At 70.1% G+C, this 23,496-nt stretch carries 20 protein-coding genes and 1 pseudogene; 9 read left to right on the top strand and 12 right to left on the bottom strand.

Annotated features, from left to right (window positions below):
* The first annotated feature begins 167 nt into the window (after positions 1-167).
* Both ACZ7OO_RS01625 and ACZ7OO_RS01620 read left to right on the top strand, forming a co-directional pair.
* Positions 168-1,106: an NAD-dependent epimerase/dehydratase family protein gene (locus ACZ7OO_RS01625; protein ID WP_471500408.1), complete on the top strand. Its 939-nt coding sequence runs from the start codon at positions 168-170 to the stop codon at positions 1,104-1,106.
* Complete coding sequence (locus ACZ7OO_RS01620; RefSeq protein ID WP_471500406.1) at positions 1,103-2,020, top strand: RNA polymerase sigma-70 factor; 918 nt, start codon at positions 1,103-1,105, stop codon at positions 2,018-2,020. Before ACZ7OO_RS01625 ends, ACZ7OO_RS01620 begins: the two co-directional genes overlap by 4 nt.
* Before the next feature lie 457 nt (positions 2,021-2,477).
* Here the strand turns inward: ACZ7OO_RS01620 and ACZ7OO_RS01615 are convergent, their stop codons facing one another.
* A complete protein-coding gene (locus tag ACZ7OO_RS01615; protein ID WP_352219688.1) occupies positions 2,478-2,732 on the bottom strand; it encodes a type II toxin-antitoxin system antitoxin in 255 nt (84 codons plus the stop codon).
* Positions 2,729-3,655, bottom strand: coding sequence for an SPFH domain-containing protein (locus tag ACZ7OO_RS01610; RefSeq protein ID WP_471500404.1), 927 nt, complete (start codon positions 3,653-3,655; stop codon positions 2,729-2,731). The genes ACZ7OO_RS01615 and ACZ7OO_RS01610 overlap by 4 nt, the downstream gene beginning before the upstream one ends.
* Positions 3,656-3,915: 260 nt before the next feature.
* Between ACZ7OO_RS01610 and ACZ7OO_RS01605 the strand changes: the two genes are divergently transcribed.
* Positions 3,916-6,309, top strand: coding sequence for a transglycosylase domain-containing protein (locus ACZ7OO_RS01605; RefSeq protein WP_471500402.1), 2,394 nt, complete (start codon positions 3,916-3,918; stop codon positions 6,307-6,309).
* Between the two features lie 94 nt (positions 6,310-6,403).
* Here ACZ7OO_RS01605 and ACZ7OO_RS01600 read toward each other — a convergent pair whose 3' ends face one another.
* The 4 genes from ACZ7OO_RS01600 to ACZ7OO_RS01585 form a co-directional block, all read right to left on the bottom strand.
* Positions 6,404-8,482, bottom strand: coding sequence for a SpoIIE family protein phosphatase (locus ACZ7OO_RS01600; protein WP_471500400.1), 2,079 nt, complete (start codon positions 8,480-8,482; stop codon positions 6,404-6,406).
* 305 nt (positions 8,483-8,787) lie between these two features.
* Positions 8,788-9,501 (bottom strand): cytidylyl-2-hydroxypropylphosphonate hydrolase, encoded by a 714-nt coding sequence (gene fomD / locus ACZ7OO_RS01595; protein ID WP_471500398.1) that lies wholly within the window; start codon positions 9,499-9,501, stop codon positions 8,788-8,790.
* 84 nt (positions 9,502-9,585) lie between these two features.
* Positions 9,586-10,971, bottom strand: a complete 1,386-nt coding sequence (locus ACZ7OO_RS01590) for a class II fumarate hydratase (RefSeq protein ID WP_471500396.1) — start codon at positions 10,969-10,971, stop codon at positions 9,586-9,588.
* Positions 10,972-11,426: 455 nt separating this feature from the next.
* A complete protein-coding gene (locus tag ACZ7OO_RS01585; protein ID WP_471500394.1) occupies positions 11,427-13,100 on the bottom strand; it encodes a fumarate hydratase in 1,674 nt (557 codons plus the stop codon).
* A 167-nt stretch (positions 13,101-13,267) separates the two neighbouring features.
* Between ACZ7OO_RS01585 and ACZ7OO_RS01580 the strand changes: the two genes are divergently transcribed.
* Together ACZ7OO_RS01580 and ACZ7OO_RS01575 are read left to right on the top strand one after the other, a co-directional pair.
* The gene (locus tag ACZ7OO_RS01580; RefSeq protein ID WP_471500392.1) at positions 13,268-13,954 is read left to right on the top strand and encodes a DUF1707 SHOCT-like domain-containing protein; all 687 of its coding nucleotides are present in this window, start codon (positions 13,268-13,270) and stop codon (positions 13,952-13,954) included.
* A gap of 153 nt (positions 13,955-14,107) precedes the next feature.
* Positions 14,108-14,491 (top strand): WhiB family transcriptional regulator, encoded by a 384-nt coding sequence (locus ACZ7OO_RS01575; protein ID WP_350781383.1) that lies wholly within the window; start codon positions 14,108-14,110, stop codon positions 14,489-14,491.
* A 167-nt stretch (positions 14,492-14,658) separates the two neighbouring features.
* On the opposite strand, the gene glpX is transcribed toward ACZ7OO_RS01575, so the two are convergent.
* Entirely contained in the window at positions 14,659-15,696 is a 1,038-nt protein-coding gene (gene glpX, locus ACZ7OO_RS01570; RefSeq protein WP_471500390.1) for a class II fructose-bisphosphatase, read from the bottom strand.
* A gap of 126 nt (positions 15,697-15,822) precedes the next feature.
* On the opposite strand from glpX, the gene ACZ7OO_RS01565 reads away from it, so the two are divergent.
* Positions 15,823-16,347: a DUF4245 domain-containing protein gene (locus tag ACZ7OO_RS01565; protein ID WP_471500388.1), complete on the top strand. Its 525-nt coding sequence runs from the start codon at positions 15,823-15,825 to the stop codon at positions 16,345-16,347.
* Between the two features lie 84 nt (positions 16,348-16,431).
* On the opposite strand, the gene ACZ7OO_RS01560 is transcribed toward ACZ7OO_RS01565, so the two are convergent.
* The 4 genes and pseudogenes from ACZ7OO_RS01560 to ACZ7OO_RS01545 all read right to left on the bottom strand — a co-directional run.
* Positions 16,432-17,022, bottom strand: coding sequence for a malonic semialdehyde reductase (locus tag ACZ7OO_RS01560; protein WP_471500386.1), 591 nt, complete (start codon positions 17,020-17,022; stop codon positions 16,432-16,434).
* A 142-nt stretch (positions 17,023-17,164) separates the two neighbouring features.
* A complete protein-coding gene (locus ACZ7OO_RS01555) occupies positions 17,165-17,389 on the bottom strand; it encodes an exodeoxyribonuclease VII small subunit (RefSeq protein WP_471500384.1) in 225 nt (74 codons plus the stop codon).
* Positions 17,390-17,440: 51 nt separating this feature from the next.
* Positions 17,441-18,649, bottom strand: coding sequence for an exodeoxyribonuclease VII large subunit (gene xseA / locus ACZ7OO_RS01550; RefSeq protein WP_471500382.1), 1,209 nt, complete (start codon positions 18,647-18,649; stop codon positions 17,441-17,443).
* 34 nt (positions 18,650-18,683) lie between these two features.
* Positions 18,684-19,160 (bottom strand): annotated as a pseudogene (locus ACZ7OO_RS01545) (amino acid permease); the annotation flags it as partial.
* A gap of 136 nt (positions 19,161-19,296) precedes the next feature.
* On the opposite strand from ACZ7OO_RS01545, the gene ACZ7OO_RS01540 reads away from it, so the two are divergent.
* Together ACZ7OO_RS01540 and ppgK are read left to right on the top strand one after the other, a co-directional pair.
* Positions 19,297-20,310, top strand: a complete 1,014-nt coding sequence (locus ACZ7OO_RS01540; protein ID WP_471500380.1) for a 4-hydroxy-3-methylbut-2-enyl diphosphate reductase — start codon at positions 19,297-19,299, stop codon at positions 20,308-20,310.
* Between the two features lie 76 nt (positions 20,311-20,386).
* Entirely contained in the window at positions 20,387-21,136 is a 750-nt protein-coding gene (gene ppgK, locus ACZ7OO_RS01535) for a polyphosphate--glucose phosphotransferase (RefSeq protein ID WP_471500378.1), read from the top strand.
* Between the two features lie 35 nt (positions 21,137-21,171).
* Here the strand turns inward: ppgK and ACZ7OO_RS01530 are convergent, their stop codons facing one another.
* Entirely contained in the window at positions 21,172-21,576 is a 405-nt protein-coding gene (locus ACZ7OO_RS01530; RefSeq protein WP_471500376.1) for a DUF6542 domain-containing protein, read from the bottom strand.
* Positions 21,577-21,901: 325 nt separating this feature from the next.
* Here ACZ7OO_RS01530 and ychF point away from each other — a divergent pair, with 325 nt between their 5' ends.
* On the top strand, positions 21,902-22,990 hold the full coding sequence (gene ychF / locus ACZ7OO_RS01525; RefSeq protein WP_471500374.1) for a redox-regulated ATPase YchF: 1,089 nt from the start codon (positions 21,902-21,904) through the stop codon (positions 22,988-22,990).
* The last annotated feature ends 506 nt before the right edge of the window (positions 22,991-23,496 follow it).

Here is a 23,496-nt window from a genome sequence, read left to right as displayed (position 1 = left end):
CACACGGTGTATACCCCGCATGTATACGCACAGTGTGTAGATCATGGCGGGGCGTGTGAACGCCCAGCTGGAAGTCGATTGTCACGGTTGTGCGACAGCGCGATGTCACAGCGCGCGGACCTGTCTCGTCACTGCTGCGGGAGCCTGTTTCTCATTCCGGGAAGGTGATGGCCGTGCGGGTGTTCGTGGCAGGTGGCAGCGGGGTTCTGGGACGACGGCTGGTGCCGCGGCTGGTGGCGCGGGGGCATCGGGTGACGGCCACCACGACCAGCGCGGCCAGGCTGGAGCTGCTGAGGGAACTGGGGGCCGAGGGCGTGGTGATGGACGCCCTCGACGCGCTGTCGGTCGGGGCGGCCGTGGCCGAGGCCCGCCCCGACGTGATCGTGCATCAACTGACCGCGATCTCCATGGCGCACGCCGGCAAGCCCGACATCAGGCACCCGGACCGCTGGTTCGCCCTCACCAACCGGCTGCGCACCGAGGGCACGGACCATCTGCTGGCCGCCGCCGAGGCGACCGGCGTCCCCCATGTCGTCGCACAGAGCCACGCCAGCTGGAACGGCATCCGCGAGGGCGGCTGGGTGAAGACGGAGGAGGACCCGCTGGACCTGATGGCCGGGACGGCCGCGCACCAGGGGATGCTGGCGCTGCGCCACCTGGAGAAGGCGGTCCTCGACGCGGGCGGCGCGGCCCTGCGGTACGGCGCCTTCTACGGCCCCGGCGCCATCGACGACCAGGTGACCCTGGTCCGCAGGCGCCAGTACCCCTTGGTCGGCCGCGCTACCGGCTACAGCAGCTGGATCCACCTCGACGACGCGGCGAGCGCCACCGTGCTCGCCGTGGAGCAGAGGGCGACGGGCGTGTTCAACATCGTCGACGACGAACCGGCGCCGGCCGCCGAGTGGCTGCCGTACCTCGCCGAGTGCGCCGGGGTGAGGCGGCCGCTGCGGGCGCCGGTCTGGCTGGCCCGTCTGCTGGCCGGCGAACAGGCGGTGGTGATCATGACCCAGGGTCGCGGCTTCTCCAACGCCAAGGCCAAACGCGAGCTGGGCTGGGAGTTGCGGTACCCGTCCTGGCGGCAGGGCTTCAAGGCGGAGCTGGCATGAGCCCGGCCGAGGAGTTCGAGGAGCTGCGCCCGCTGCTGTTCGCGATCTCGTACCGGATTCTGGGCAGTGTGAGCGAGGCGGAGGACGCCGTCCAGGACACCTGGCTGCGCTGGACGGCCGCCTCGACCCGGCCCGCCTCGACCCGGGCCTACCTCTCGGCCGTGGTCACCCGGGTCTCGATCGACGTCCTGCGCTCGGCGCGGGTACGACGTGAGGAGTACGTCGGGGCTTGGTTCCCCGAGCCGCTGCTGACCGACCCCTACGAGGACCCGGAGCGCTCCGCCCAGCTGGCCGACTCGGTGTCCATGGCGGCCCTGCTCCTCCTGGAACGCCTGACCCCGCTGGAGCGGGCCGTCTTCGTCCTGCGCGAGGTGTTCGGTTTCACCTTCTCCGAGGTCGCCTCGGCGGTGGACCGCACGGAGGCGGCCTGCCGCCAACTGGCCGTCCGCGCCCGCCGGCACATGGAGGCCGGGCGCCCCCGCTTCGCGGCCGACCGCAGGGAACGCGAGGAACTCGCCGGGCGCTTCTTCGACGCGTTCCGGGAGGGAGACCTGGACGCGCTGCGGGCGCTGCTGGCGGCCGACGTCCGGATGACCGGCGACGCGGGCGGCAAGGCACCGCAGTGGAGCGAGGCCGGCCTGGTCGGCGTGGCGAAGGTGACCGAGGTGATCGGCGTGCTGGCCGGCAGGCTGCAGGGGGCCGGCGTCGTACTGACGCCCCACGAGGTGAACGGCCAGCCGGGCGCGATCCTCTACGACCGTGAGGGCAGGGTCCTCAGCACCATGGCCCTGGACATCCTCGACGGCCACATCCAGACGATCCGCTCCGTACTCAACCCCGACAAGCTGAGCCATGTGGGGCCGGTGGCGGATGCGTGGGCTTTTTCGAGAAAGACCGGCAAGCCATCCGACTGAGACCGAGGACGAACGCGCTGCAGGGCGAAGGCCGATCCAGGTGTCCCTCGTCCTTCCGGGCCGGAAGGCGAAGCCCGTTCGAGGTCCGCTGTCCTTCGGGTTCCGGGGGCGCGAAGGTGCCCGTTCCGGGCCCAAGGCCCGAGGGCGGAGAACGGTCCGCGTGGCGCCGCTCTTCCGCGCTGAGGCCGGAGACTGGTCGGCTTGCTTCTGCTCGGGTCGGGGGTTGAAGGGCGGTTCGCTCGCGCCTGTTCTTGCGGTCCTGTGGCCGGAGGCCGGTCCGCTCGCCCCTGCTCGGGACGTCCGCGTGTCGCTGTGCCTGCCCTGCTGAGGCCGGAGGCCGGTCCGCTCGCCCCTGCCGTCCTGCTTCTCCCGGGCCGGTCCGTGGGCCCCGTCCTTTACGGCCTGGAAGCCGGGCCGTGCTCCCACCAGCTCGTTCGGCGTTCGAGGACGCGGCCGTTCAGGGCGATGGGGGTCTGGGGGCGGAGCCTCCGGGAGGTCGGCCGCGGCGCGGTAGGGGGCCCGTCTCGCCGGGGAGCCGGCCGGCTTCCGCGAGGGCGCGCCGCAGCAGGAACTCGATCTGTGCGTTGGCCGACCGCAACTCGTCCCCGGCCCATCGCGCCAGCGCCTCGTACACCGCCGGGTCCAGCCGCAGCAGCACCTGCTTGCGCTGCTGCGGCCGACGCCGGGGCGCCTCTTCGGGCGAGTCCGTCACTGGTAGAGCGTCCCGGTGTTGAGCACCGGCTGCGGTGCCCGGTCCCCGCACAGCACCACCATCAGGTTGGACACCATCGCCGCCTTGCGCTCCTCGTCCAGTTCCACGATGCCCTGCTCGGCGATCCGCGTGAGCGCCGCCTCGACCATGCCCACCGCTCCGTCGACGATCTGCCGCCGCGCTGCCACCACCGCACCGGCCTGCTGCCGCTGGAGCATCGCCGAGGCGATCTCGGGAGCGTACGCGAGATGCGTGAACCGCGACTCCACGACCCGCACTCCGGCCGCCTCCACCCGCGCCTGGAGCTCGACGGCCAGCTTCTCGGTGATCTCCTCGGCGTTGCCGCGCAGCGAGAGCCCGTCCTCGTCGTGGGCGTCGTAGGGGTACTCGATGGCGATGTGCCGTACGGCGGTCTCGGTCTGTGTCGCGACGAACTCCGTGTAGTCGTCGACCTCGAAGACGGCCTGGGCGGTGTCCTGGACCTTCCAGACGATGACGGCGGCGAGTTCGATCGGGTTTCCGTAGGCGTCGTTGACCTTGAGGACGGCGGTCTCGTGGTTGCGGACCCGTGTGGAGATCTTCGTCCGTGAGGTGAAGGGGTTGACCCAGCGCAGCCCGTCCTGCCGGATCGTGCCCCGGTACCGCCCGAAGAGCTGGACGACCCGCGCCTCGCCCGGCGCCACCGTGTTCAGGCCGCGCATCGCGATGACGGCGGCGAGGAAGACGAGGACGCCCCCGACGGCGAAGCCTGGGTTCACGGAGGCGGCCACGAACAGCGCGACGGCGGCCAGGAGTCCCACCAGGCCCAGCAGCAGGGCGAGCCCGCCGCCGATGCTGTGCGCCGTGAACTCCCGCACGCGCGGGGCCGGCATCTCGGGTACGTCGGGTGCGTCGGCGGTCGCCGAGGAGTCGTGAACGGACATGGGTTCCCCCTGAGTCTGGCTGATGTCTAGCTTTCTTCTATCCAGGTGATATCACTTTACTCCGCCGAGGCAACCCTCCACCTTCCCCACTCGTCGGTTCCGTTGGGACGAGGTGCTGATTGTCACGTCCGTAAAAGGGCGGATCGTGCGTCCTTTGTCATAGAGAGCGGTGTTAGTTTTCTGGACTGACCTGAGCCACGTACCTGTGTGACACCCGTACACACGTGTGACAGCCGAGACGAAGCGGAGCAGACGGACTCATGGGACGAGCGGAAGAGAGAAGAGCGCGACAGCGCGGAGGCCACCGCGCCGCGCCCCCTGCCCGCTCGTCCGCTCCGGCGGCGCCCCCCGGTCCGTCCGGCCCGTCGGAGGCGGAGCCCACGGTCATAGGCGGCCGGGCCGCGGCCCGCCGCGCGGCCAAGGGCAAGCCGGGCCGCGACAAGGGCAAGGACGGGCGCAGCTTCGTACGCCGGATGTTCACCTGGAAGAAGATGCTCGGCGCCTTCTTCACCGTCTGCCTGCTGGGCATCGGCGGCTTCGTCGCGCTGTACATGATGGTGAGCGTCCCCCAGGGCAACGCGGCCGCGCAGACCCAGAGCAACGTCTACAAGTACAGCGACGGCACGGTCCTGGCCCGCAAGGGCACCGTCAACCGCGAGATCGTCGACCTGTCCAAGGTGCCGAAGGCCGTCCAGCACACCTTCGTCGCGGCGGAGAACAAGACCTTCTACAGCGACGCCGGCATCGATCTGAGGGGCATGACCCGCGGCCTCTACAACACGGTGATGGGCCGCGGCACCCAGGGCGGTTCGACGATCACCCAGCAGTACGTCAAGAACTACTACCTCAGCCAGGACCAGACCGTCACGCGCAAGCTGAAGGAACTGGTCATCTCGCTGAAGGTGGACCGCGAGAGGTCCAAGGACGACATCCTCGCGGGCTACATCAACACCAGCTACTACGGCCGGGGCGCCTACGGCATTCAGGCTGCCGCCCAGGCCTACTACCGCGTCGACGCCCAGGACCTCACCGTCGAACAGGGCGCCTATCTGGCCGCGCTGCTGCAGGCGCCGAGCCAGTACGACTGGGCGGTGGCAGGTCCCGTCGGCAAGAAGCTGGTGCAGGCACGCTGGAACTACGTCCTGAACAACATGGTCGGCCAGGGCTGGCTGGACAAGTCCAAGCGTGACGCCATGAAGTTCCCGGTGCCCAAGGGGCCGAAGGGCGCCCCCGGTCTGGAGGGCCAGAAGGGCTATCTGGTCGAACTGGCCAACTCGCAGCTGGAGAAGCAGCTGATGAAGTCGCAGGGCATCTCCCAGTCCGAGGCGGAGGCCCAGGTCGTCGACCAGGGCTGGACGATCACCCTGAACATCGACCGCAAGAAGCAGGCGAAGCTGGAGGCGGCCGTCAAGAGCCAGCTCACCAGCAAGCTGAACGGCAAGAAGCGCACGGTCGACAAGAACGTCCAGGCAGGCGCGGTCTCGGTCGACCCCAAGACCGGTAAGATCGTCGCCCTCTACGGTGGCGTGAGCTACTACCAGCACTACACGAACAACGCCACCCGCGCCGACTACCAGCCGGCGTCCACCTTCAAGCCGATCATCCTCGCCGCCGCGCTGGACCAGAACGCCAAGACGCAGAACGGCAAGGCGATCAACGCCAACACGATCTACGACGGCACCAGCGGCCGTCCGGTCAAGGGCAGCGACATCGCGTTCGCGCCGCCGAACGAGGACGACGCCGACTACGGCAACATCACCGTGCAGACGGCGATGAACAAGTCCGTCAACTCGGTGTTCGCGCAGATGGGCGTCGACGTCGGCATGAAGAACGTCCTGAGGGCCGCCGACGACCTCGGCCTGGACACCACGGGCCTGCCGGCGGTGCCCGCGCAGACCCTCGGCACCATGGGCGCGAGCCCGCTGGAGATGGCCGGGGTGTACGCCACCCTCGACAACCACGGCCGGAAGGTCACCCCGACCGTCCTCGCGTCGGCGGAGAAGACCGGCCGCAAGGTCGAACTGCCGGACCCGATCGGCCAGCAGGTGATCAACCCCAGCGCCGCCGACCAGGTGACCTCGGTCCTGACCGGTGTGGTCGACGACGGTACGGCGAAGGTGTCGGTGGCCCAGAACCCGCTGCGCAAGGGCCAGCAGGTGGCCGGCAAGACGGGTACGTCCGACAACAACAAGTCGGCCTGGTTCACGGGCTATACGCCCGACCTGGTGACATCGGTGGGCCTGTTCGGTGAGGACTACAAGCAGCACAGCCAGGTGTCCCTCACCGGCGCCACGGGCCTGATCCCCGGCACCGGCCGTATCAACGGTGGCGGTTACCCGGCGCAGATCTGGGCGGCGTACACCTTCGGGGTCACGAAGAAGGCCAAGTTCGAGCTGAACACCGATCTGGGCGCGGCCGTCCAGCCGACGGAGACGCCGAGCTACAGCTCGACTCCCTCGCAAACCCCGTCCGAGACGCCGAGCCAGACCCCGTCGAAGTCCGCGACCCCGTCCCAGACGCCGTCACAGACCCCGAGCCAGAGCCCGACGACATCGTCGCCCCCGACGACCTCGGCACCGCCGCCGACACCGTCCACCTCACCGACGGGCGGCATCACGGACAACCCGCTGGATTCGGGCAACGGCCAGCAGTGAACGCCCCGAGCTGAAGCGCCCCGCGCCCGGCGGGGCGCGGGGCCGTATCCGAGGTGCGGCGGCCGCCGCGCGGGCAACCGCAAGCGCTACGGCACTATCGGGTCAGCTCGAACCAGACGACCTTCCCGGTGCTCAACCGGGTCGCTCCCCACCGTCTGGCCAGTCTGTTGACGAGGTACAGCCCCCGGCCGCCCTCGTCCGTCGCTCGGGCCTGCCGCAGCCGGGGCAGCTGGGGCACGTCGTCGCCGACCTCGCACCGCAGCACATCGGTCCGCAGCAACCGCAGCGTCACCGGGCGCGACGCGTACCGCACCGCGTTCGTCACGACCTCGCTGACCAGCAGCTCGACGGAGTCGGTCATCTCCTCAAGGCCCCAACGCGCAAGGGCCCGCCGGGCCAGCCGCCGGGCCCTGCCCGGTGCCGCGTCCTCCGGCTCCAGGAACCAGTACGCCACATCGCTCGGCGCGATCCCGTCGAACCGGGCCGCGAGCAGCGCGATGTCGTCGTCGCGGTCACCGGGCCCGAGCATGTCGAGCACCTCGTCGCACAGCGCTTCGAGGGGCGGCGGATGGTCGGGTCCCGTCAGCTGCGCGGTCGCGGCGAGCTTCTCCCGCAACTGCTCTATCCCGGTCCACACGTCCCGCAGCCGGGACTCCACCAGACCGTCGGTGTAGAGGAGCAGGGTCGCCCCGGCGGGCGCGTCCAGCTCGACGGCCTCGAAGTCGACCCCGCCGACCCCGATCGGCGCCCCCGGCGGCACCCGCAGCACCTCGGCCCGTCCGCCCAGGTGCAGCAGGACCGGCGGCGGATGCCCGGCGTTGGCGATGGTGATGCGGTGCGACACCGGGTCGTAGACCGCGTACAGACAGGTCGCCATCCGGTCGGTGCCCAGCCGCTGCGCCTGCTCGTCGAGATGGTGCAGGACCTCCTGCGGCGGCAGGTCCAGCCCGGCCAGCGTCTGCGCGGTGGTCCGCAACTGCCCCATGATCGCGGCCGAGGTCATCGAATGCCCCATGACATCGCCCACGACCAGCGCCACCCGGCTCCCTGGCAGCGGAATCGCGTCGTACCAGTCACCGCCGACCCGCGCGGTCTCGGCGGCCGGCAGATAGCGCGAGGCCAGCCGCACCCCCGTGGCGCTCGGCAGGTGCTCCGGCAGCATGGTCCGCTGCAACTCGTCGGCGATGTAGGCCTCGCGGCCGTACAGCACCGCCTTGTCGATGCCGAGTGCGCTGTGCGTGGCCAGCTGGGCGGCGACCAGCAGGTCGTCCGTCTCGAAGGCGAGCCGCTCCGGACGGCGCAGGAACAGGGCCGCCCCGATCACCCGGCGCCGGCCGCGCAGCGGGGCGAGGATCGCGTGCCGGCCGCCGGGTACGAGTGACTCGTTGCCCTCGCCGAGGAGTTCGGGCAGCGCGGAGCGCGCGGCGGGGGAGTCGGCGAAAACCGGTCGTACGCCCCGCAGTACCTCGTTGAGGGCACCGCCCGGCCGTACCTCGCACAGCTCCGCGGTCAGCGCGGCCAGGCCGAGGTCGGCCGGATCCGGCTCCGGGACGGGCAGCGGCGGGAAACCATCGGTGTCCCGCTCCTCCGGGATCCGGTCGGTACGGCGCAGCCGCAGCACCACCGGGCCGACGGGCCGCTCGTCGCCGACCGGCAGCGGGTCGCGCAGATAGACCAGGATCGCGTCCGAGAAGGTCGGCACGGTCGCCCGGCACAGCCCCATCACGATCTCGTCCAGGTCGATACCCCGGGCGATCCGCCGGGTCGCGGCGCCCACGAAGCGCAGCCGGTCGCCGTCCCGCCGCATCGGCATCGGCCGGCCGGGCGGCAGCCCGCGTCCGGTACGGCGCTCCTGGGCACCGGCCGCCCGCTCCTGCTCGGCGCCGGGCTGCGGCGGGATGCCCTCCGGAGTGGGGCGCGGCCGGTGTGGGTCGGGCTCAGCGCTGGCGGGCTGGGCGTGCTCGGGGCCGTTGACGGGGTGCTCCTTGGACGTGCTGGTACCGGGGCCGGTGGGCGTCTCGCCGGCGCGGGCCTGTGCCGGTAAGGCGGTGGCGCCCAGCGGACGGGGCTGTGCCTGCGGCTGCGGTTGCGGGGAACGCAGGAGCGCCCCGCGGGCCTCCGCGGGGTCGACGCCCGGCTGTGGGCGCTCGTAGGAGGTGGGGTGCTCCGTCACGCGTGTCGAATCCGTCCGTCCGGGGCTGCGCGCCGGGCGCGCAGGTGGTCCCGCCGAGACTCCGATACCCGGTTTACGTGCCCCAGGAACGGAAATCCGGCGTGGCTGGAGGCTGGTCCCGCGCCACCGGCGAACGATGTGCGGTCGGCGCCCCGCTCGCCGGTGCTGCCCTCGTACCCCTCGCTCACGTCCTGCCGCCCCTCGGTGACGTTCGGTCAAGCCCGGAGTCCGCTCCGGGAGTTGTGCTCAACACGCCCTTGCGGAGGACGATCCTACGGTTGTGCACCGGGGGCGCATCAAGGGTCTCATGTGGACACGTGCGCGGGCGTACGGTCCCAGTTCCCCGGCAGTGACGGTACCGCCCACGACGGGTCCGGGCGCCAGTGCTGCCAGTCGTCCGAGAAGGGCGGCTCCCAGGCCCGTACGGCGGCCACCGCGGCCAGGCCCGCCGCCCGCACCCGTTCGGCCGTCTCCGCGTCCATCAGGCCGTCCCGCTGGGCCTGGGCGAACTCGTCCTCGTCGAGCCAGTGCCAACTGCGGTCCGGGCGCACGGAGATGTCCAGGAAGTGATCCTCCGAGTCCACTCCGCCGTCCCAACGGACCAGCGGCTGCTCAAGATTGACGTACCAGTTCTTGAACTGCCAGCCCGGCTCCCAGAACAGCCACACCGACCAGGGCTGACCGGGCCGGGCCAGCTTCAGCACCCCCGTGCCGAACCAGTGGCCGCGCCGCACGGTCCGCGGCTTGGTGTACCGGGACTCCAGCGGTTCGTCGCCGACCGACGTACCGTCGGCGAACACGGGCCTGACGCACTCGGTTCCTGGGGCCAGCCAGACGGCGAGCAGCTCCTCGTCGTCCCGGACGACGGTGACGGGGCGTGCGATGTGGAAGGCGTCCCCGGCGTTCTCCCGGTACCGCCACAGGATCTGGCTCCCCGGAGCCCAGAACCCGGCTCCGTTACCGGTCGCACCGCCCGTTTCCCCGCGCATCACGCGTCTCACCGCTCCACCGTCTGCCATGCACAGATATTAGGTGCCGTAGGCATACGACGCTGCGGCGGACGTCACGGTTCCGGCCGGGCGGCGCGAAACGTTCGCACGCGATTACGGCCGTGTCATCCGCAGGACATCCAGGGCCTCGTCCAGCTGCTCGACGGTCAGATCACCCCTCTCGACGTACCCGCTCTCCAGGACGACCTGACGGATCGTCTTACGTTCCGCCAGCGCCTTCTTGGCCACCTTGGCGGCCTCCTCGTACCCGATGTACTTGTTGAGCGGCGTGACCACGGAGGGCGACGACTCGGCGTACTCCCGGGCCCGCTCCCGGTTCGCGGTGATCCCGTCCACGGTCCGGTCGGCGAGCAGCCGCGAGACGTTGGCGAGCAGCCGGACGGATTCGAGCACGTTCTTGCCGATGACCGGGAGCATCACGTTCAGCTCGAAGTTCCCGGCCGCACCGGCCACGGTGATGGTCTGGTCGTTCCCGATGACCTGCGCGGACACCATCAGGACGGCCTCCGGGATCACCGGGTTGACCTTCCCCGGCATGATCGAGGACCCCGGCTGCAGGTCCGGCAGCGTGATCTCGGCGAGCCCGGTCCGTGGTCCCGAGGCCATCCACCGCAGATCGTTGGAGATCTTCGTCAGGCCGACCGCGACGGTCCGCAGCTGTCCGCTGGTCTCCACGATCCCGTCCCGCGCGCCCTGCGCCTCGAAGTGGTTGCGTGCCTCGGTGAACGGCAGCCCGGTGACCCGTGCGACCTCCTCGATCACCGCGGCGGAGAACCCGGGCGGCGTGTTGATCCCGGTGCCCACCGCCGTCCCGCCGAGCGGCAGTTCGGCGAGCCGGGGCAGCGAGGCCCGCAGCCGCTCGACGCCGTACCGCATCTGGGCCGCGTACCCGCCGAACTCCTGCCCCAGGGTCACCGGCGTGGCGTCCATCAGGTGGGTACGCCCGGACTTCACCACATCGGCGAACTCCTCGGACTTGCGCTCCAGGGCCGCGGCGAGATGCTCGAGCGCCGGGATCAGGTCCCGGGTGACGGCGGCGGTGGCGGCGATGTGGATGGACGACGGAAACACGTCGTTCGACGACTGCGAGGCGTTGACGTGGTCGTTCGGATGCACTTCCCACCCGAGCCGTTCGGTCGCCAGCGTCGCGATGACCTCGTTGGTGTTCATGTTCGACGAGGTCCCCGACCCCGTCTGGAAAACGTCCACCGGGAACTGCTCGTCCCACTTCCCCTCGGCGACCTCTTCGGCCGCCTCCTGGATCGCCTGGGCCATGTCCTTGTCGATCACCCCCAGCTCGGCGTTCACCCTGGCCGCCGCGCCCTTGATCCGGGCCAGCGCCTCGATGTGCGCGCGCTCGAGCCGCTGCCCGGAGACCGGGAAGTTCTCGACGGCCCGCTGTGTCTGGGCCCGCCACTTGGCGTGGGCGGGGACCCGGACCTCGCCCATGGAGTCGTGTTCGATGCGGTAGTCGCTCATGCCGGGTACAGCGGTCGGCGTGCCGGGGATGTTCCGCCGCTTGCTCCGCCCGGGTGTGTGACCCAGCTCTCACCGCGCGGATGCAGCAGTACGGCGCGGGGTCACGTCGAGGACGGGTGAGAGGAAGGGAGGAGCGTGTGGACACGGAATTCGAGGCAGGCTTCGACGGCTTTGTCGCCGCCCGGTCGGCTGCGCTGTTCCGGGGCGCGCTGGTCCTGACGGGAAACCGGGACGCGGCCGAGGACCTGGTCCAGGAGACGCTGGAGCGGGCCTGCCGCAAGTGGCGGACCATCGCCACCGCGGACGTCCCGGACGCCCATGTACGGCGGATCATGGTCAACCTCACCAACGACCGTCAAGCCCGGCGACACGGTCAACATCGTCCTCTGCGCAGACTGATGACCCTCCCTGACCCCCCGACGGGCGCCGAGGGGTCAGGGAGGGCACGGGGGCACTCAGGCCAGGCCGGGGCCCCGGACCGGGATGCTGGTGAACGTCGGCTGGGAGGGTTCCTGCGAGCTGAAGAAGTCGTTGCCCTTGTCGTCGACGACGATGAAGGCCGGGAAGTCCTCGACCTCGATCTTCCAGACGGCCTCCATGCCGAGCTCCTCGTACTCGACCACCTCGACCTTCTTGATGCAGTCCTGGGCGAGCCGCGCGGCCGGGCCGCCGATGGAGCCGAGGTAGAAACCGCCGTGGCTGTCGCAGGCGTCGGTGACCTGCTTGCTGCGGTTGCCCTTGGCGAGCATCACCTTGGACCCGCCGGCGGCCTGGAACTGCTCCACGTAGGAGTCCATGCGGCCGGCCGTCGTGGGACCGAAGGAACCGGAGGCGTAGCCCTCGGGGGTCTTGGCCGGACCGGCGTAGTACACCGGGTGGTCCTTCAGGTACTGCGGCATCTCCTCGCCCGCGTCGAGCCGCTCCTTGATCTTGGCGTGGGCGATGTCGCGTGCGACGACCAGCGGACCGGTGAGCGAGAGCCGCGTCCTGACCGGGTACTTGGTGAGCTCGGCGAGGATGTCGTCCATCGGCTGGTTGAGATCGATGCGTACGACGTCACTGTCGGAGTCCAGGTGCTCGTCGGTCGTCTCCGGCAGGAACCGCGCCGGGTCCGTCTCCAGCTGCTCCAGGAAGACGCCCTCGGCGGTGATCTTCGCGACGGCCTGCCGGTCCGCGGAGCAGGAGACGGCGATGGCGACCGGGCAGGACGCGCCGTGCCGCGGCAGCCGGACCACGCGCACGTCGTGGCAGAAGTACTTGCCGCCGAACTGCGCGCCGATCCCGATCTTCTGCGTCAGCTCGAAGACCTTCTGCTCCAGGTCCTTGTCCCGGAAGCCGTGGCCGAGCTCCGAGCCCTCCGCCGGGATCTCGTCCAGGTAGTGCGCGGAGGCGTACTTCGCGGTCTTCAGCGCGTACTCGGCGCTGGTACCGCCGACGACGATCGCCAGGTGGTACGGCGGGCACGCGGCCGTACCGAGCGAACGGATCTTCTCCTCCAGGAACTTCATCATGGAGGCCTCGTTGAGGACGGCCTTCGTCTCCTGGTAGAGGAACGACTTGTTGGCCGAGCCGCCGCCCTTCGCCATGAAGAGGAACTTGTAGGCGCCGCCGTCGGTCGCGTACAGCTCGATCTGGGCGGGCAGGTTGGACCCGGTGTTCTTCTCCTCCCACATGGTGAGCGGAGCCATCTGCGAGTACCGCAGGTTGAGGTTCAGGTAGGCGTCGTAGACGCCGCGGCTCAGGGCGGCCTCGTCGCCGCCCTCGGTCAGCACGTTCTGCCCGCGCTTGCCCATGACGATCGCCGTGCCGGTGTCCTGGCACATGGGCAGCACACCGGCCGCCGCGATGTTCGCGTTCTTCAGCAGGTCGAGCGCGACGAACTTGTCGTTGCCCGACGCCTCCGGGTCGTCGATGATCCGGCGCAGCTGGGCGAGGTGGGCCGGGCGCAGGTAGTGCTGGATGTCATGGATGGCCTCTTCGGCCAGCTTGCGCAGCGCCTCCGGCTCCACCTTGAGGAACGTCCGCCCGTCCGGTCCCTCGACGGTGGACACACCCTCGGAGGTCACCAGCCGGTACGGGGTGGTGTCCTCGCCCTGGGGGAGCAGATCGGTGTACGCGAACTCAGGCATCTCAGCCCATTCCTCACTCTGGCGGACGGCCGCCCGCCGACGCTGGCGGGCCTCACCAGCCTAGAACCTGGCTCTGACACGGAGCCTGTGAGGTAAGGCTCAGTTCGGCACACCAGGGTTGTCCACACCCCTGGTCGCGATCTATCGCGTTTCGGTACTCTGCTGCCGTGGACCTTCAGAAGCAGACCGAGACGCCGGTCGCCGAGCTGCGTGCCTCGGACGCCGACCGTGACCGCATCGCCGACATCCTGCGGGAGGCCCTCGCCGAGGGGCGCCTGACCGCCGACGAGCACGCCGAGCGGGTGGAAGGGGTGCTGAGCGCCAAGACGGTGGGCGAGCTGGAGGTCTTCATACGGGACCTGCCGGCGGCCCACGCCCGCCCGGCCGCCCCGACCTACACACCGGTACCGCCCCGGCCGAAGCCCGGCGCGATCCCCGTCGAGCCGGACGGCAACGTCGTGGCCGTCTTCAGCAGCGCCCGCCGCCGGGGCCGCTGGCGGGCGGGCCGCCGGCTGCACGTGTACGCGGTCTTCGGCTCCATCGAACTCGACCTCACCGAGGCCATCTTCGAGTACCAGCAGGTCGTCATCAGGGCGTTCTCGATCTTCGGCGACGTCCAGATCCGCGTCCCGGAGAACGTGTCGCTGCGCGGCACCGGCGGCGGTGTGCTGGGCAACTTCGAGGCGGACACGCTGGACTCGGTCGACTCCGACGCGCCGGTCGTCTACGTCGACGGGTGGGCCGTATTCGGCAATGTGGAGGCGCGGCCGAAGCGCGGGAAGCTCATCGAGGACATCCTGGGCCGGGTTCAGGACAAGGTCGACAGGAAGCTGCGCAAACACCTGGACCGTTGACGGACGCGAATCACTCCTCGGCGAGCGGCCCCCCGGGGTCGTGAACAAGCCGCCGCGCCACGGCTGTTGAGAACGCTGTGCATAGGCCCGCGCACAGCGGGTAGGCCTTGCTGCATCGTCTCTCGCTCGCGAAGCCGTCGTCAGGAGTAGACCGTGCTGCAACCGCCGCATTCGTCCCTGCAGGTAGCTGCCGTACCGGCCCAGCGGGTGCCAGTGCGGGACAGGGACCAAGACGCACCCTGGCACACCGAGGCGGTGTGCCGGCGCGACGAGGCAGGCCTGTTCTTCGCACCCTCCAAGGAACCCACCGCCGCCCGGCTGTCCCGGGAGGAGGCGGCCAAGCGGGTCTGCGCCCGTTGTCCGGTGATGGTCGAGTGCCGCGAACACGCGCTGCTCCAGCCCGAGCCGTACGGCGTCTGGGGCGGCCTCACGGCAGCGGAACGCCGAGTGGTCCTGGCGAGGCGCAGGCGCCGCGACATGGAACTGAAGAAGGCGGCACGAGCGACGGCGGCGAACCGCATAGCGCAGGCGGGCTGAACAAAGGCGCCCTCTCCGCACAGAGGGCGCCTTTCGAACGTCCGAAGGACCAGCCCCTTCATTCAGGGGCGCGGGGCTGTATCGATGTGCGGCTACCGCCGCGCGGGCGTGACCAGCCACAACGCACCGTCAGTCGCCGACGGCCCGCAGTCCCCTCTGCCTCGGCGTCACTTCGCCCGGTCGAAGTCGACCGCGCTGTACGCCCGCAGCTTGCGCAGCCGGTGCTCGGAGTCGATCCGCCGCACCGTCCCCGACTTCGACCGCATCACGATGGACTCGGTCAGCGCGGTCTCCGACCGGTACCGCACCCCGCGCAGCAGTTCCCCGTCGGTGATCCCGGTGGCGACGAAGAACACGTTCTCCCCGGTGACCAGGTCCTCGGTCGTCAGGACCCGGTCCAGATCGTGCCCGGCGTCGACGGCCCGCTGCCGCTCCTCGGCGTCCTTGGGCCACAGCTTGCCCTGGATGGTCCCGCCCAGGCACTTCACGGCGCACGCGGAGATGATGCCCTCGGGCGTACCGCCGATCCCGAGCAGCATGTCGACGCCCGTGCCCTCGCGCAGCGCGTAGATCGAGCCGGCGACGTCACCGTCGGAGATCAGCTTGATGCGGGCGCCGGCCTCCCGGATCTCCTTGATGATCCCTTCGTGCCGCGGCCGGTCGAGGATGACGACGGTCACGTCCTCCGGTGCGGACCGCTTCGCCTTGGCGACCCGGCGGATGTTGACGGCCACGGGGGCGTTGATGTCGACGAAGTCCGCCGCGTCCGGGCCCGTGACCAGTTTGTCCATGTAGAACACGGCGGACGGGTCGAACATGGCACCGCGCTCGGCCGCGGCCAGCACGGCGATCGCGTTGGGCATGCCCTTCGCGGTCAGCGTGGTCCCGTCGATCGGGTCGACGGCGATGTCGACTTCGGGGCCGGTGCCGTCACCGACGCGCTCCCCGTTGAAGAGCATCGGGGCCTCGTCCTTCTCGCCCTCGCCGATGACGACCACGCCGTTCATCGACACGGTGGAGACGAGGGTTCGCATCGCGCGCACGGCGGCGCCGTCGGCGCCGATCTTGTCGCCGCGGCCGACCCAGCGCCCGGCGGCCATCGCGGCGGCTTCGGTCACCCGGACGAGTTCCATGGCGAGGTTGCGGTCGGGGGCTTCGGAGGGGACATCGAGTTCGGACGGCAGGTGATGATGATTCTCGGTCATCGGTGCGCACCTTTCTGATACGACGACGGCCGGATGAGGGTTTCGCCTCGACTCTATCGTCAGGCTGACAAAATGAGCAGGGGACCCCACGGATGAGCGCAACGGGCACCTGCGACGATAGGGGGCGTGGCAGGCACGAACGGCAAGCAGAAGACGGTCCGGGACATGATTCTCTCCCTGGCCCTGATCGGCCTCGCGGCGGGCTTCATCTACCTGCTCGTCCCGCACGACGATCACGCTCCCGACATCCAGCGGGTCGACTACCGGGTCGAGCTGCTGACGGCTCGGCGGGCGGCGACCTATCCGGTGGCCGCGCCGGAGGGCCTGCCCGGCGACTGGAAGGCCACCTCGGTCCGCTTCCAGGGCCAGAACGGCGACCGCTGGCACCTCGGCTACCAGACCCCCGACGGTCAGTACGTCCAGATCGAGCAGTCGACTCAGAAGCCCGCGGACTTCATCACCGACGCGAGCCAGGGCGCGACGGCCACGAAGACGACCGAGAAGATCGGCGACCGTACCTGGACGCACTACACCGGCGGCCGCTATGACGCGCTGGTGCTGCAGAACACCCCCGGCTCCACGACTGTGGTGGCCGGCACGGCCTCCTTCACCCAGCTGAGCAAGATGGCCGCGGCGCTGAAGATGTCCTGACCCGCCTGTACTGAATCCCCTCCTAGACGCGAGAGGCCCCCCGGCGCCGTTGCCGGGGGGCCTCTTTCGCGGGTGCGGGGTGGCTCAGACGGTCGTGACGACGTCGTCGTACGCCAGACGCGGGGAACGCGGGAACCAGGCGTCCGGGCCCGGCTTGCCGATGTTGACGACCATCAGCGGGGTGTGGTCGTCGTCCAGGAACTCCTTCTGGACGCCCGCGAAGTCGAGGCCGGTCATCGGGCCGGCGGCGAGACCGGCGGCGCGGACGCCGATGATGAAGTACGCGGCCTGGAGGGTGGCGTTCAGGGCGGCGTTGGTCTCGCGGACCGCGCGCTCGCCGAAGACGGCGTCCTTGGCCTGCGGGAAGTGCGGGAAGAGCTCCGGCAGCTCCTCGTGGAACTCGTTGTCCGCGGCGAGGATCGCGACCAGCGGGGCGGTGGCGGTCTTCTTCTGGTTGCCCTCGGCCATGTGCTGCACCAGGCGCTCGCGGGCCTCGGGGGAGCGGACCAGGACGATGCGCAGCGGCGACTGGTTCATGGAGGTCGGGCCGTACTTGACCAGGTCGTAGATGGCCTGGACCTGCTCGTCGGACACCGGCTCGTCGGTGAAGGTGTTGGCGGTGCGGGCCTCGCGGAACAGCAGGTCCTGGGCGGTGGGGTCAAGAACGAGAGACATGGCTGAACTTCCTGAGAATCGTGTCCCTGCCCCTATCCGGACCGTGGTCCGGATAGGCTGACGGCGCGACCATACGCGAAGGAAGGTTCAACCTTCAACCAAAAGTGGACCGTTGTGATCCGCATCACGTCCGGCGTCCCTTTTACTCCTTCTCTTCCCCCTCTCCCTCCTCGGCCAGCGCCGCGTCCAGCCGGGCCCGCGCCCCCTCCAGCCACCGCCGGCACACCCTGGCCAGCTCCTCGCCGCGCTCCCAGAGCGCGAGGGACTCCTCAAGGCTGGTGCCGCCGGCCTCCAGCCGCCGTACCACCTCGATCAACTCGTCGCGCGCCTGCTCGTAGGAGAGCGTCTCCTCCGTCTTGCTGGTCATGCGTCCACCTTCCACAACGACTCATACGTCCCGGGTGACCCGTGCGGCACCTCAGCCGTCCACCCGCACCGTGAACTCCCCCTCGGCGACCCGCGCCCGCAGCGCCTCCCCCGGCTCGACATCCTCGCTGCCGCGCACCACATGGCCGTCGGCCTTCTGCAGCACGGCGTAACCGCGCTTCAGCGTGGCGGCGGGGGAGAGGGCCACCACGCGCGCGTGCGTGTGCGTCAGCTCGGAGTCGGCGCGGTCGAGCAGATGCCCGAGGGTGCGCCGCGACCGGTCCACCAGCGCGGCGACATGATCGGCCCGCTCGTCGACCATCCGGTGCGGATCCTCCATGACGGGCCGCGCCAGCGCATGCGCAAGCCCCCGCTCCTCCCGCGCCACCAGCCCGTCGACACACCGCCGCGCCCGGTCCCGCAGCATCCGCACCCGTTCCAGCTCCTCGCCGACGTCCGGGACGACCTTCTTGGCGGCGTCGGTGGGGGTGGAGGCACGCAGGTCGGCGACGTGATCGAGGAGCGGGTTGTCGGGCTCGTGCCCGATGGCGGACACGACGGGCGTACGGCACTCGGCGACGGCCCGCACCAACTGCTCGTCGGAGAACGGCAGCAGATCCTCCACACTGCCGCCACCGCGAGCCACGATGATCACGTCGACGTCCTGGATCGCGTCAAGCTCCTTCACGGCCTGCACGACCTGCGGCACGGCGTGCACGCCCTGCACCGGCACGTTCCGCACCTCGAACCGCACCGCCGGCCACCGATGCCGGGCGTTCTCCAGGACATCCCGCTCGGCGGCCGAGGCCCGCCCGCACACCAGCCCGATCAACTGCGGCAGAAACGGCAGCGGCTTCTTCCGCTCGGCGGCGAACAGCCCCTCGGCGGCCAGCGCCTTCTTGAGCGCCTCCAGCCGCGCCAGCAGCTCCCCGACGCCGACAGGCCTTATCTCGGCCGCCCGCAACGACAGCTGCCCGCGCGGCGCATACCACTCCGGCTTCGCGTGGACGACGACGCGGGCGCCCTCACCGACGACATCGGCGACGGCGTCGAACACCTGCCGGTAACAGGTGACGCCGATCGAGATGTCGTACGACGGATCCCGCAGCGTCAGAAACACCACACCCGCCCCCGGCCGCCGCGAGAGCTGGGTGATCTGCCCCTCGACCCACACAGCACCGAGCCGATCGATCCACCCACCGATCAACCGGGACACCTCACCGACAGGCACAGGCGCTTCGACAGACGTGTTCAAAGCCATGCGCCGAGAGTATCGGCGCCGACCGACAGGGCCTTCACCCCGCAGCCCGCCGCCGCCCCACCCGCCCCCGCTGCGCGACCAGCACCGACACCCCCACCGCCAACCACACCGCCCCCACCACCTGCGCCGCCCCCGACGCCGCCACGATCACCGTGACAGTGATCGCCGCCCCCGCCACCGGCACCACCACATGCCGCCACCAGCTCACCGCCCCACCCGCCCGCCGCACCGCGAACCAGCCCACCACGCTCGCGTGCAGCAACGTGAACGCCGTCAGCGCCCCGATGTCGACCACCGACACCAGCTTGTCCATGCCGTCGCCCCGCCGCGCCGCCCACACCGCCGCCACCAGCGTGACCACCGCCGCGCACAGCACCGCCACCCGCGGCACCCCGCCGTCGGTCCTGGCCAGCGCCCGCGGCAGCCGCCGCTCCCGCGCCATCGCGAACAGCAGCCGCCCGGCCGCCGCCTGTCCGGCCAGAGCCGCGAACGCCGCCCCGATCGCCGGGCTGCGGCGCCGTCGCCGTACCGGTCTCGGACATCTGTGCCTCCCGCGGCCGTGTGTCCCACACTGCTCCGGTCTCCCGTCAGTCTCCCCGGGATCGTCACCGGGACGCGATCTTTGGCCCCCCGAACGCGGCCTTACGATGGGTGCCATGACTGCTTCGCCTGGCCGCCGTGTCCTGCTCGCCGCCCCCCGTGGCTACTGCGCGGGTGTGGACCGCGCCGTGATCGCCGTCGAGAAGGCCCTGGAACAGTACGGGGCCCCGATCTATGTCCGGCACGAGATCGTCCACAACAAGTACGTCGTGCAGACCCTTGAGAAGAAGGGCGCGATCTTCGTCGAGCGGACCGAGGAGGTCCCCCCGGGGAACATCGTGATGTTCTCCGCGCACGGCGTCGCCCCCGTCGTCCACGAGGAGGCCGAGCGCGGCCGCCTCGCCTCCATCGACGCGACCTGCCCGCTCGTCACCAAGGTCCACAAGGAAGCCGTCCGCTTCGCGGGCGAGGACTACGACATCCTCCTGATCGGCCACGAGGGCCACGAGGAGGTCATCGGCACTTCCGGCGAGGCCCCCGACCACATCCAGCTCGTCGACGGCCCGGCGGACGTTGCCAAGGTCGAGGTCCGCGACGAGTCCAAGGTCGTCTGGCTCTCCCAGACCACGCTCTCCGTCGACGAGACCATGGAGACGGTCGACGCGCTGAAGGAGAAGTTCCCGCAGTTGATCTCGCCGCCGAGCGACGACATCTGCTACGCCACCCAGAACCGTCAGCTCGCCGTGAAGCAGATGGGCGCCGAGGCCGAACTGGTCATCGTGGTCGGCTCCCGCAACTCCTCCAACTCCAAGCGGCTCGTGGAGGTCGCCAAGCTGGCCGGCGCCCGCGAGGCCTACCTGGTCGACTTCGCCGCCGAGATCGACGAGGCCTGGCTGGACGGCGTGACCACGGTCGGCGTCACCTCGGGCGCCTCCGTCCCGGAGGTGCTGGTCGAGGAGGTCCTGGAGTGGCTCTCCGAGCGCGGCTACGGCGACGTGGAGATCGTCAAGGCGGCCGAGGAATCCATCACCTTCTCGCTGCCCAAGGAACTCCGCCGTGACCTGCGCGCAGAGGCGGCCGCCCTGGTCGCCGAGCGCGGCGGCAGCGGCACCGAGGCGTGAGCGGCGCTCGTACGACGGTGTGACCGCGGGACGTCCGGCGTCGTGACTGTCAGTCGTACGACGTAACGTGGGGCCCATGCAGATCTTCGGTGTGGACATCGGTGGTTCCGGGATCAAGGGTGCTCCTGTGGACCTGGACAAGGGCGACCTGGCCCAGGAGCGCTGCAAGGTGCTCACCCCGCATCCGGCGACGCCCGACAGCGTCGCCGACGGGGTCAAGGAGGTCGTCGACCACTTCGGGTGGAGCGGCCCGGTCGGGCTCACCTTCCCCGGAGTGATCACCGACGGCACTCATATCCGTACGGCGGCCAACGTCGACAAGAGCTGGATCGACACCGACGCGCGCACACTGTTCAGCGACCGGCTCGGCGGCCTGCCGGTGACCGTGGTCAACGACGCGGACGCGGCGGGTGTGGCCGAAATGCAGTTCGGCGCCGGCCGGGACCACAAGGGTGTGGTCATCCTGCTCACCTTCGGCACCGGCATCGGCAGCGCCCTGTTCATCGAAGGCGAGCTGGTCCCCAACACCGAGCTGGGCCACCTGGAGCTGGGCGGCCACGACGCCGAGAAGAAGGCCTCCAGCAAGGCCAAGGAGGACCACGACCTCAGCTGGGAGCACTGGGCGCACCGCGTCACCAAGTACCTCGCCCACGTCGAGATGCTGTTCACCCCGGAGCTGTTCATCATCGGCGGCGGGGTGAGCCGCAAGGCCGACAGGTTCCTGCCCCTCATCGAGGGCATCAAGGCCGAGATCGTGCCGGCCCAGCTGCAGAACAACGCGGGGATCGTGGGCGCGGCGATGCGCGCGGCCCACCACGCCAAGTAGTCGCCAGCAGCCGGGGGGCTCTGCGCCGGCCGGGGTCAGCCTCTGCGCCGGCGCCGGATCAGCCGGATCCGGCGGGCGATGACGATCACCCCGGCGATCAGTGTCCCGCCGTAGAGCCAGCCGGCCTGCGTGGACAGGGCCGTCACCAGGCCCATCACACTGCCCAGCAGCCCCCCGCCGCCGTCGGCGACGGTCAGCAGGCCGGCGGCGAAGGCGATCGGGACGACGACGGGGGCGGTCAGCAGATCGCTCCCGCGCACCCACAGCGCGGTCAGCGCGCACACCGGCAGGAACAGCAGGCCGTACACCGTCAGGGACGCCCCGAACAGCAGGTCGTCCAGGAAGCCGAGCAGGAACATCGCGGCCCCGCAGAACAGGCCCCCACCGAGTCCGGTGAGCCGTGGGCCCGGCGGCCGCGGAGGCTCGGCCGCCGCCGCCATGCGGGGCCTTCCCGGGGCCGGCCGGCGCGCGGCCTTCGCCGGCCGCCGTATGGCCTGCGGTGGCAGCGGCGCGCGGGGGGCGCCACGGCGCTGTCCGTGCTGTCGGGGGCGGGCCCTGTGATGCTCCACCGGACCAACCTAGGTCGGTTTATGTGCCGAATGGCGGCCCGGACACGCCGAAACCAAGCCGAAGAGCAGAGCTTGTCCAGGTGTTCGACGCGACCGCCGGCCCGGGGCCCCGAACCCCGTAAACTGGTGGATCGGCCGGCCCGCCGGCACCGGCAGCCTCCGGCTCACTCACCCACTCACTACGGGAAGTCGCAACGTGTCGCTCACGATCGGAATCGTCGGCCTGCCCAATGTCGGCAAGTCGACCCTGTTCAACGCCCTGACCAAGAACGACGTGCTGGCGGCCAACTACCCGTTCGCCACGATCGAACCCAACGTGGGTGTGGTCGGCGTCCCCGACGCCCGTCTGGTCAAGCTGGCCGAGATCTTCTCCTCGCAGCGGATCCTCCCGGCCACGGTCGACTTCGTCGACATCGCGGGCATCGTGCGCGGCGCCTCCGAGGGTGAGGGCCTTGGCAACAAGTTCCTCGCGAACATCCGTGAGTCCGACGCGATCTGTCAGGTCATCCGCGCCTTCAAGGACGAGAACGTCGTACACGTCGACGGCAAGGTCTCGCCCAAGGACGACATCGAGACGATCAACACCGAGCTGATCCTCGCCGACCTCCAGACGATCGAGAAGGTCCTTCCGCGCCTCCAGAAGGAGTCGCGCATCAAGAAGGACGTGGCACCCAAGGTCAAGGCCGTCGAAGAGGCCAAGGAGATCCTGGAGAAGGGCGACACCCTGTTCTCCCAGGGCATCCTCCAGGGCAGCGAGCGCGCCGAGCTCCTCCACGACCTGCACCTGCTGACCACCAAGCCCTTCCTCTACGTCTTCAACGTCGACGAGGACGAGCTGACCGACGACACCTTCAAGGCCGAGCAGCGCGCCCTGGTCGCCCCGGCCGAGGCGATCTTCCTCAACGCCAAACTGGAGGCGGACCTCGCGGAACTCGACGAGGAGGACGCCCTGGAACTGTTGGAGTCGGTAGGGGCGGAGGAGCCCGGCCTGGCGACCCTGGCCCGAGTCGGCTTCAACACCCTCGGCCTCCAGACCTACCTCACGGCCGGCCCCAAGGAATCCCGTGCCTGGACGATCAAGAAGGGCGCGACGGCCCCCGAGGCGGCCGGCGTGATCCACACCGACTTCCAGAAGGGCTTCATCAAGGCCGAGGTCATCTCCTTCGCCGACCTGGTCGAAGCCGGCTCGGTGGCCGAGGCCCGCGCGAAGGGGAAGGCGCGGATGGAGGGCAAGGACTATGTGATGCAGGACGGGGATGTGGTGGAGTTCCGCTTCAACGTGTAGCGGCTGACATATCACCACGTCGCTGATCTGGCAAACATGCAGGTCAGGGAGGGTCCGACTCTTCGGAGTCGGGCCCTTAGTTTTTTCCCGTGCTGGGATGGTGCTGGGATAGCTGACCCCTCGTCACCTGTCATCACCCCTGCTCATCCCTACTGTGCTGGGATCGTGCTGGGATGGGATGGAGGCGACCGTGCTGAGTTTCGGGCAGTGGGCTGTGCGATGCGAGGGGCGGAGGAGAGGGCTCCATCTACATGCTTTCTTCACGACGTCGTGGCGCCGCCCGGCGGCCGGACGTTGTCGATCTCCTGGCCGGTGATGGGAGGTGTCAGGCCTGAAGCTGTTCCACGCGACGAATGGCGGCGTGGCCGAGGTCACGCCGCGTGTCGCTGAAGTCGAGATGTGCAGGATCTCGTCGCGGCGCACATGGAGGCGATGTTGGGAGTCACGTTCCTTGCGAGCGAGTACGTGACCGACTGCGTCGACGGCGGACGTGTCGATTCGCTGGC

Source organism: Streptomyces sp. NPDC111744, assembly GCF_055634995.1.
Note: the sequence above shows the minus strand (reverse complement) of the source record. Positions and strands in the feature narration are given on the sequence as shown.

Excerpts from the sequence above, each read along its gene's own strand:
- ACZ7OO_RS01540 (WP_471500380.1), top strand. The coding sequence starts at position 19,297 with ATGGGTGCCATGACTGCTTCGCCTGGCCGCCGTGTCCTGCTCGCCGCC.
- ACZ7OO_RS01560 (WP_471500386.1), bottom strand. The coding sequence starts at position 17,022 with ATGTCTCTCGTTCTTGACCCCACCGCCCAGGACCTGCTGTTCCGCGAG.
- ACZ7OO_RS01605 (WP_471500402.1), top strand. The coding sequence starts at position 3,916 with ATGGGACGAGCGGAAGAGAGAAGAGCGCGACAGCGCGGAGGCCACCGC.
- ppgK (WP_471500378.1), top strand. The coding sequence starts at position 20,387 with ATGCAGATCTTCGGTGTGGACATCGGTGGTTCCGGGATCAAGGGTGCT.
- ACZ7OO_RS01620 (WP_471500406.1), top strand. The coding sequence starts at position 1,103 with ATGAGCCCGGCCGAGGAGTTCGAGGAGCTGCGCCCGCTGCTGTTCGCG.
- ACZ7OO_RS01585 (WP_471500394.1), bottom strand. The coding sequence starts at position 13,100 with ATGCCTGAGTTCGCGTACACCGATCTGCTCCCCCAGGGCGAGGACACC.
- xseA (WP_471500382.1), bottom strand. The coding sequence starts at position 18,649 with ATGGCTTTGAACACGTCTGTCGAAGCGCCTGTGCCTGTCGGTGAGGTG.
- ACZ7OO_RS01555 (WP_471500384.1), bottom strand. The coding sequence starts at position 17,389 with ATGACCAGCAAGACGGAGGAGACGCTCTCCTACGAGCAGGCGCGCGAC.
- glpX (WP_471500390.1), bottom strand. The coding sequence starts at position 15,696 with ATGACCGAGAATCATCATCACCTGCCGTCCGAACTCGATGTCCCCTCC.
- ACZ7OO_RS01530 (WP_471500376.1), bottom strand. The coding sequence starts at position 21,576 with ATGGCGGCGGCGGCCGAGCCTCCGCGGCCGCCGGGCCCACGGCTCACC.
- ACZ7OO_RS01625 (WP_471500408.1), top strand. The coding sequence starts at position 168 with ATGGCCGTGCGGGTGTTCGTGGCAGGTGGCAGCGGGGTTCTGGGACGA.
- ACZ7OO_RS01590 (WP_471500396.1), bottom strand. The coding sequence starts at position 10,971 with ATGAGCGACTACCGCATCGAACACGACTCCATGGGCGAGGTCCGGGTC.
- fomD (WP_471500398.1), bottom strand. The coding sequence starts at position 9,501 with ATGGCAGACGGTGGAGCGGTGAGACGCGTGATGCGCGGGGAAACGGGC.
- ACZ7OO_RS01610 (WP_471500404.1), bottom strand. The coding sequence starts at position 3,655 with ATGTCCGTTCACGACTCCTCGGCGACCGCCGACGCACCCGACGTACCC.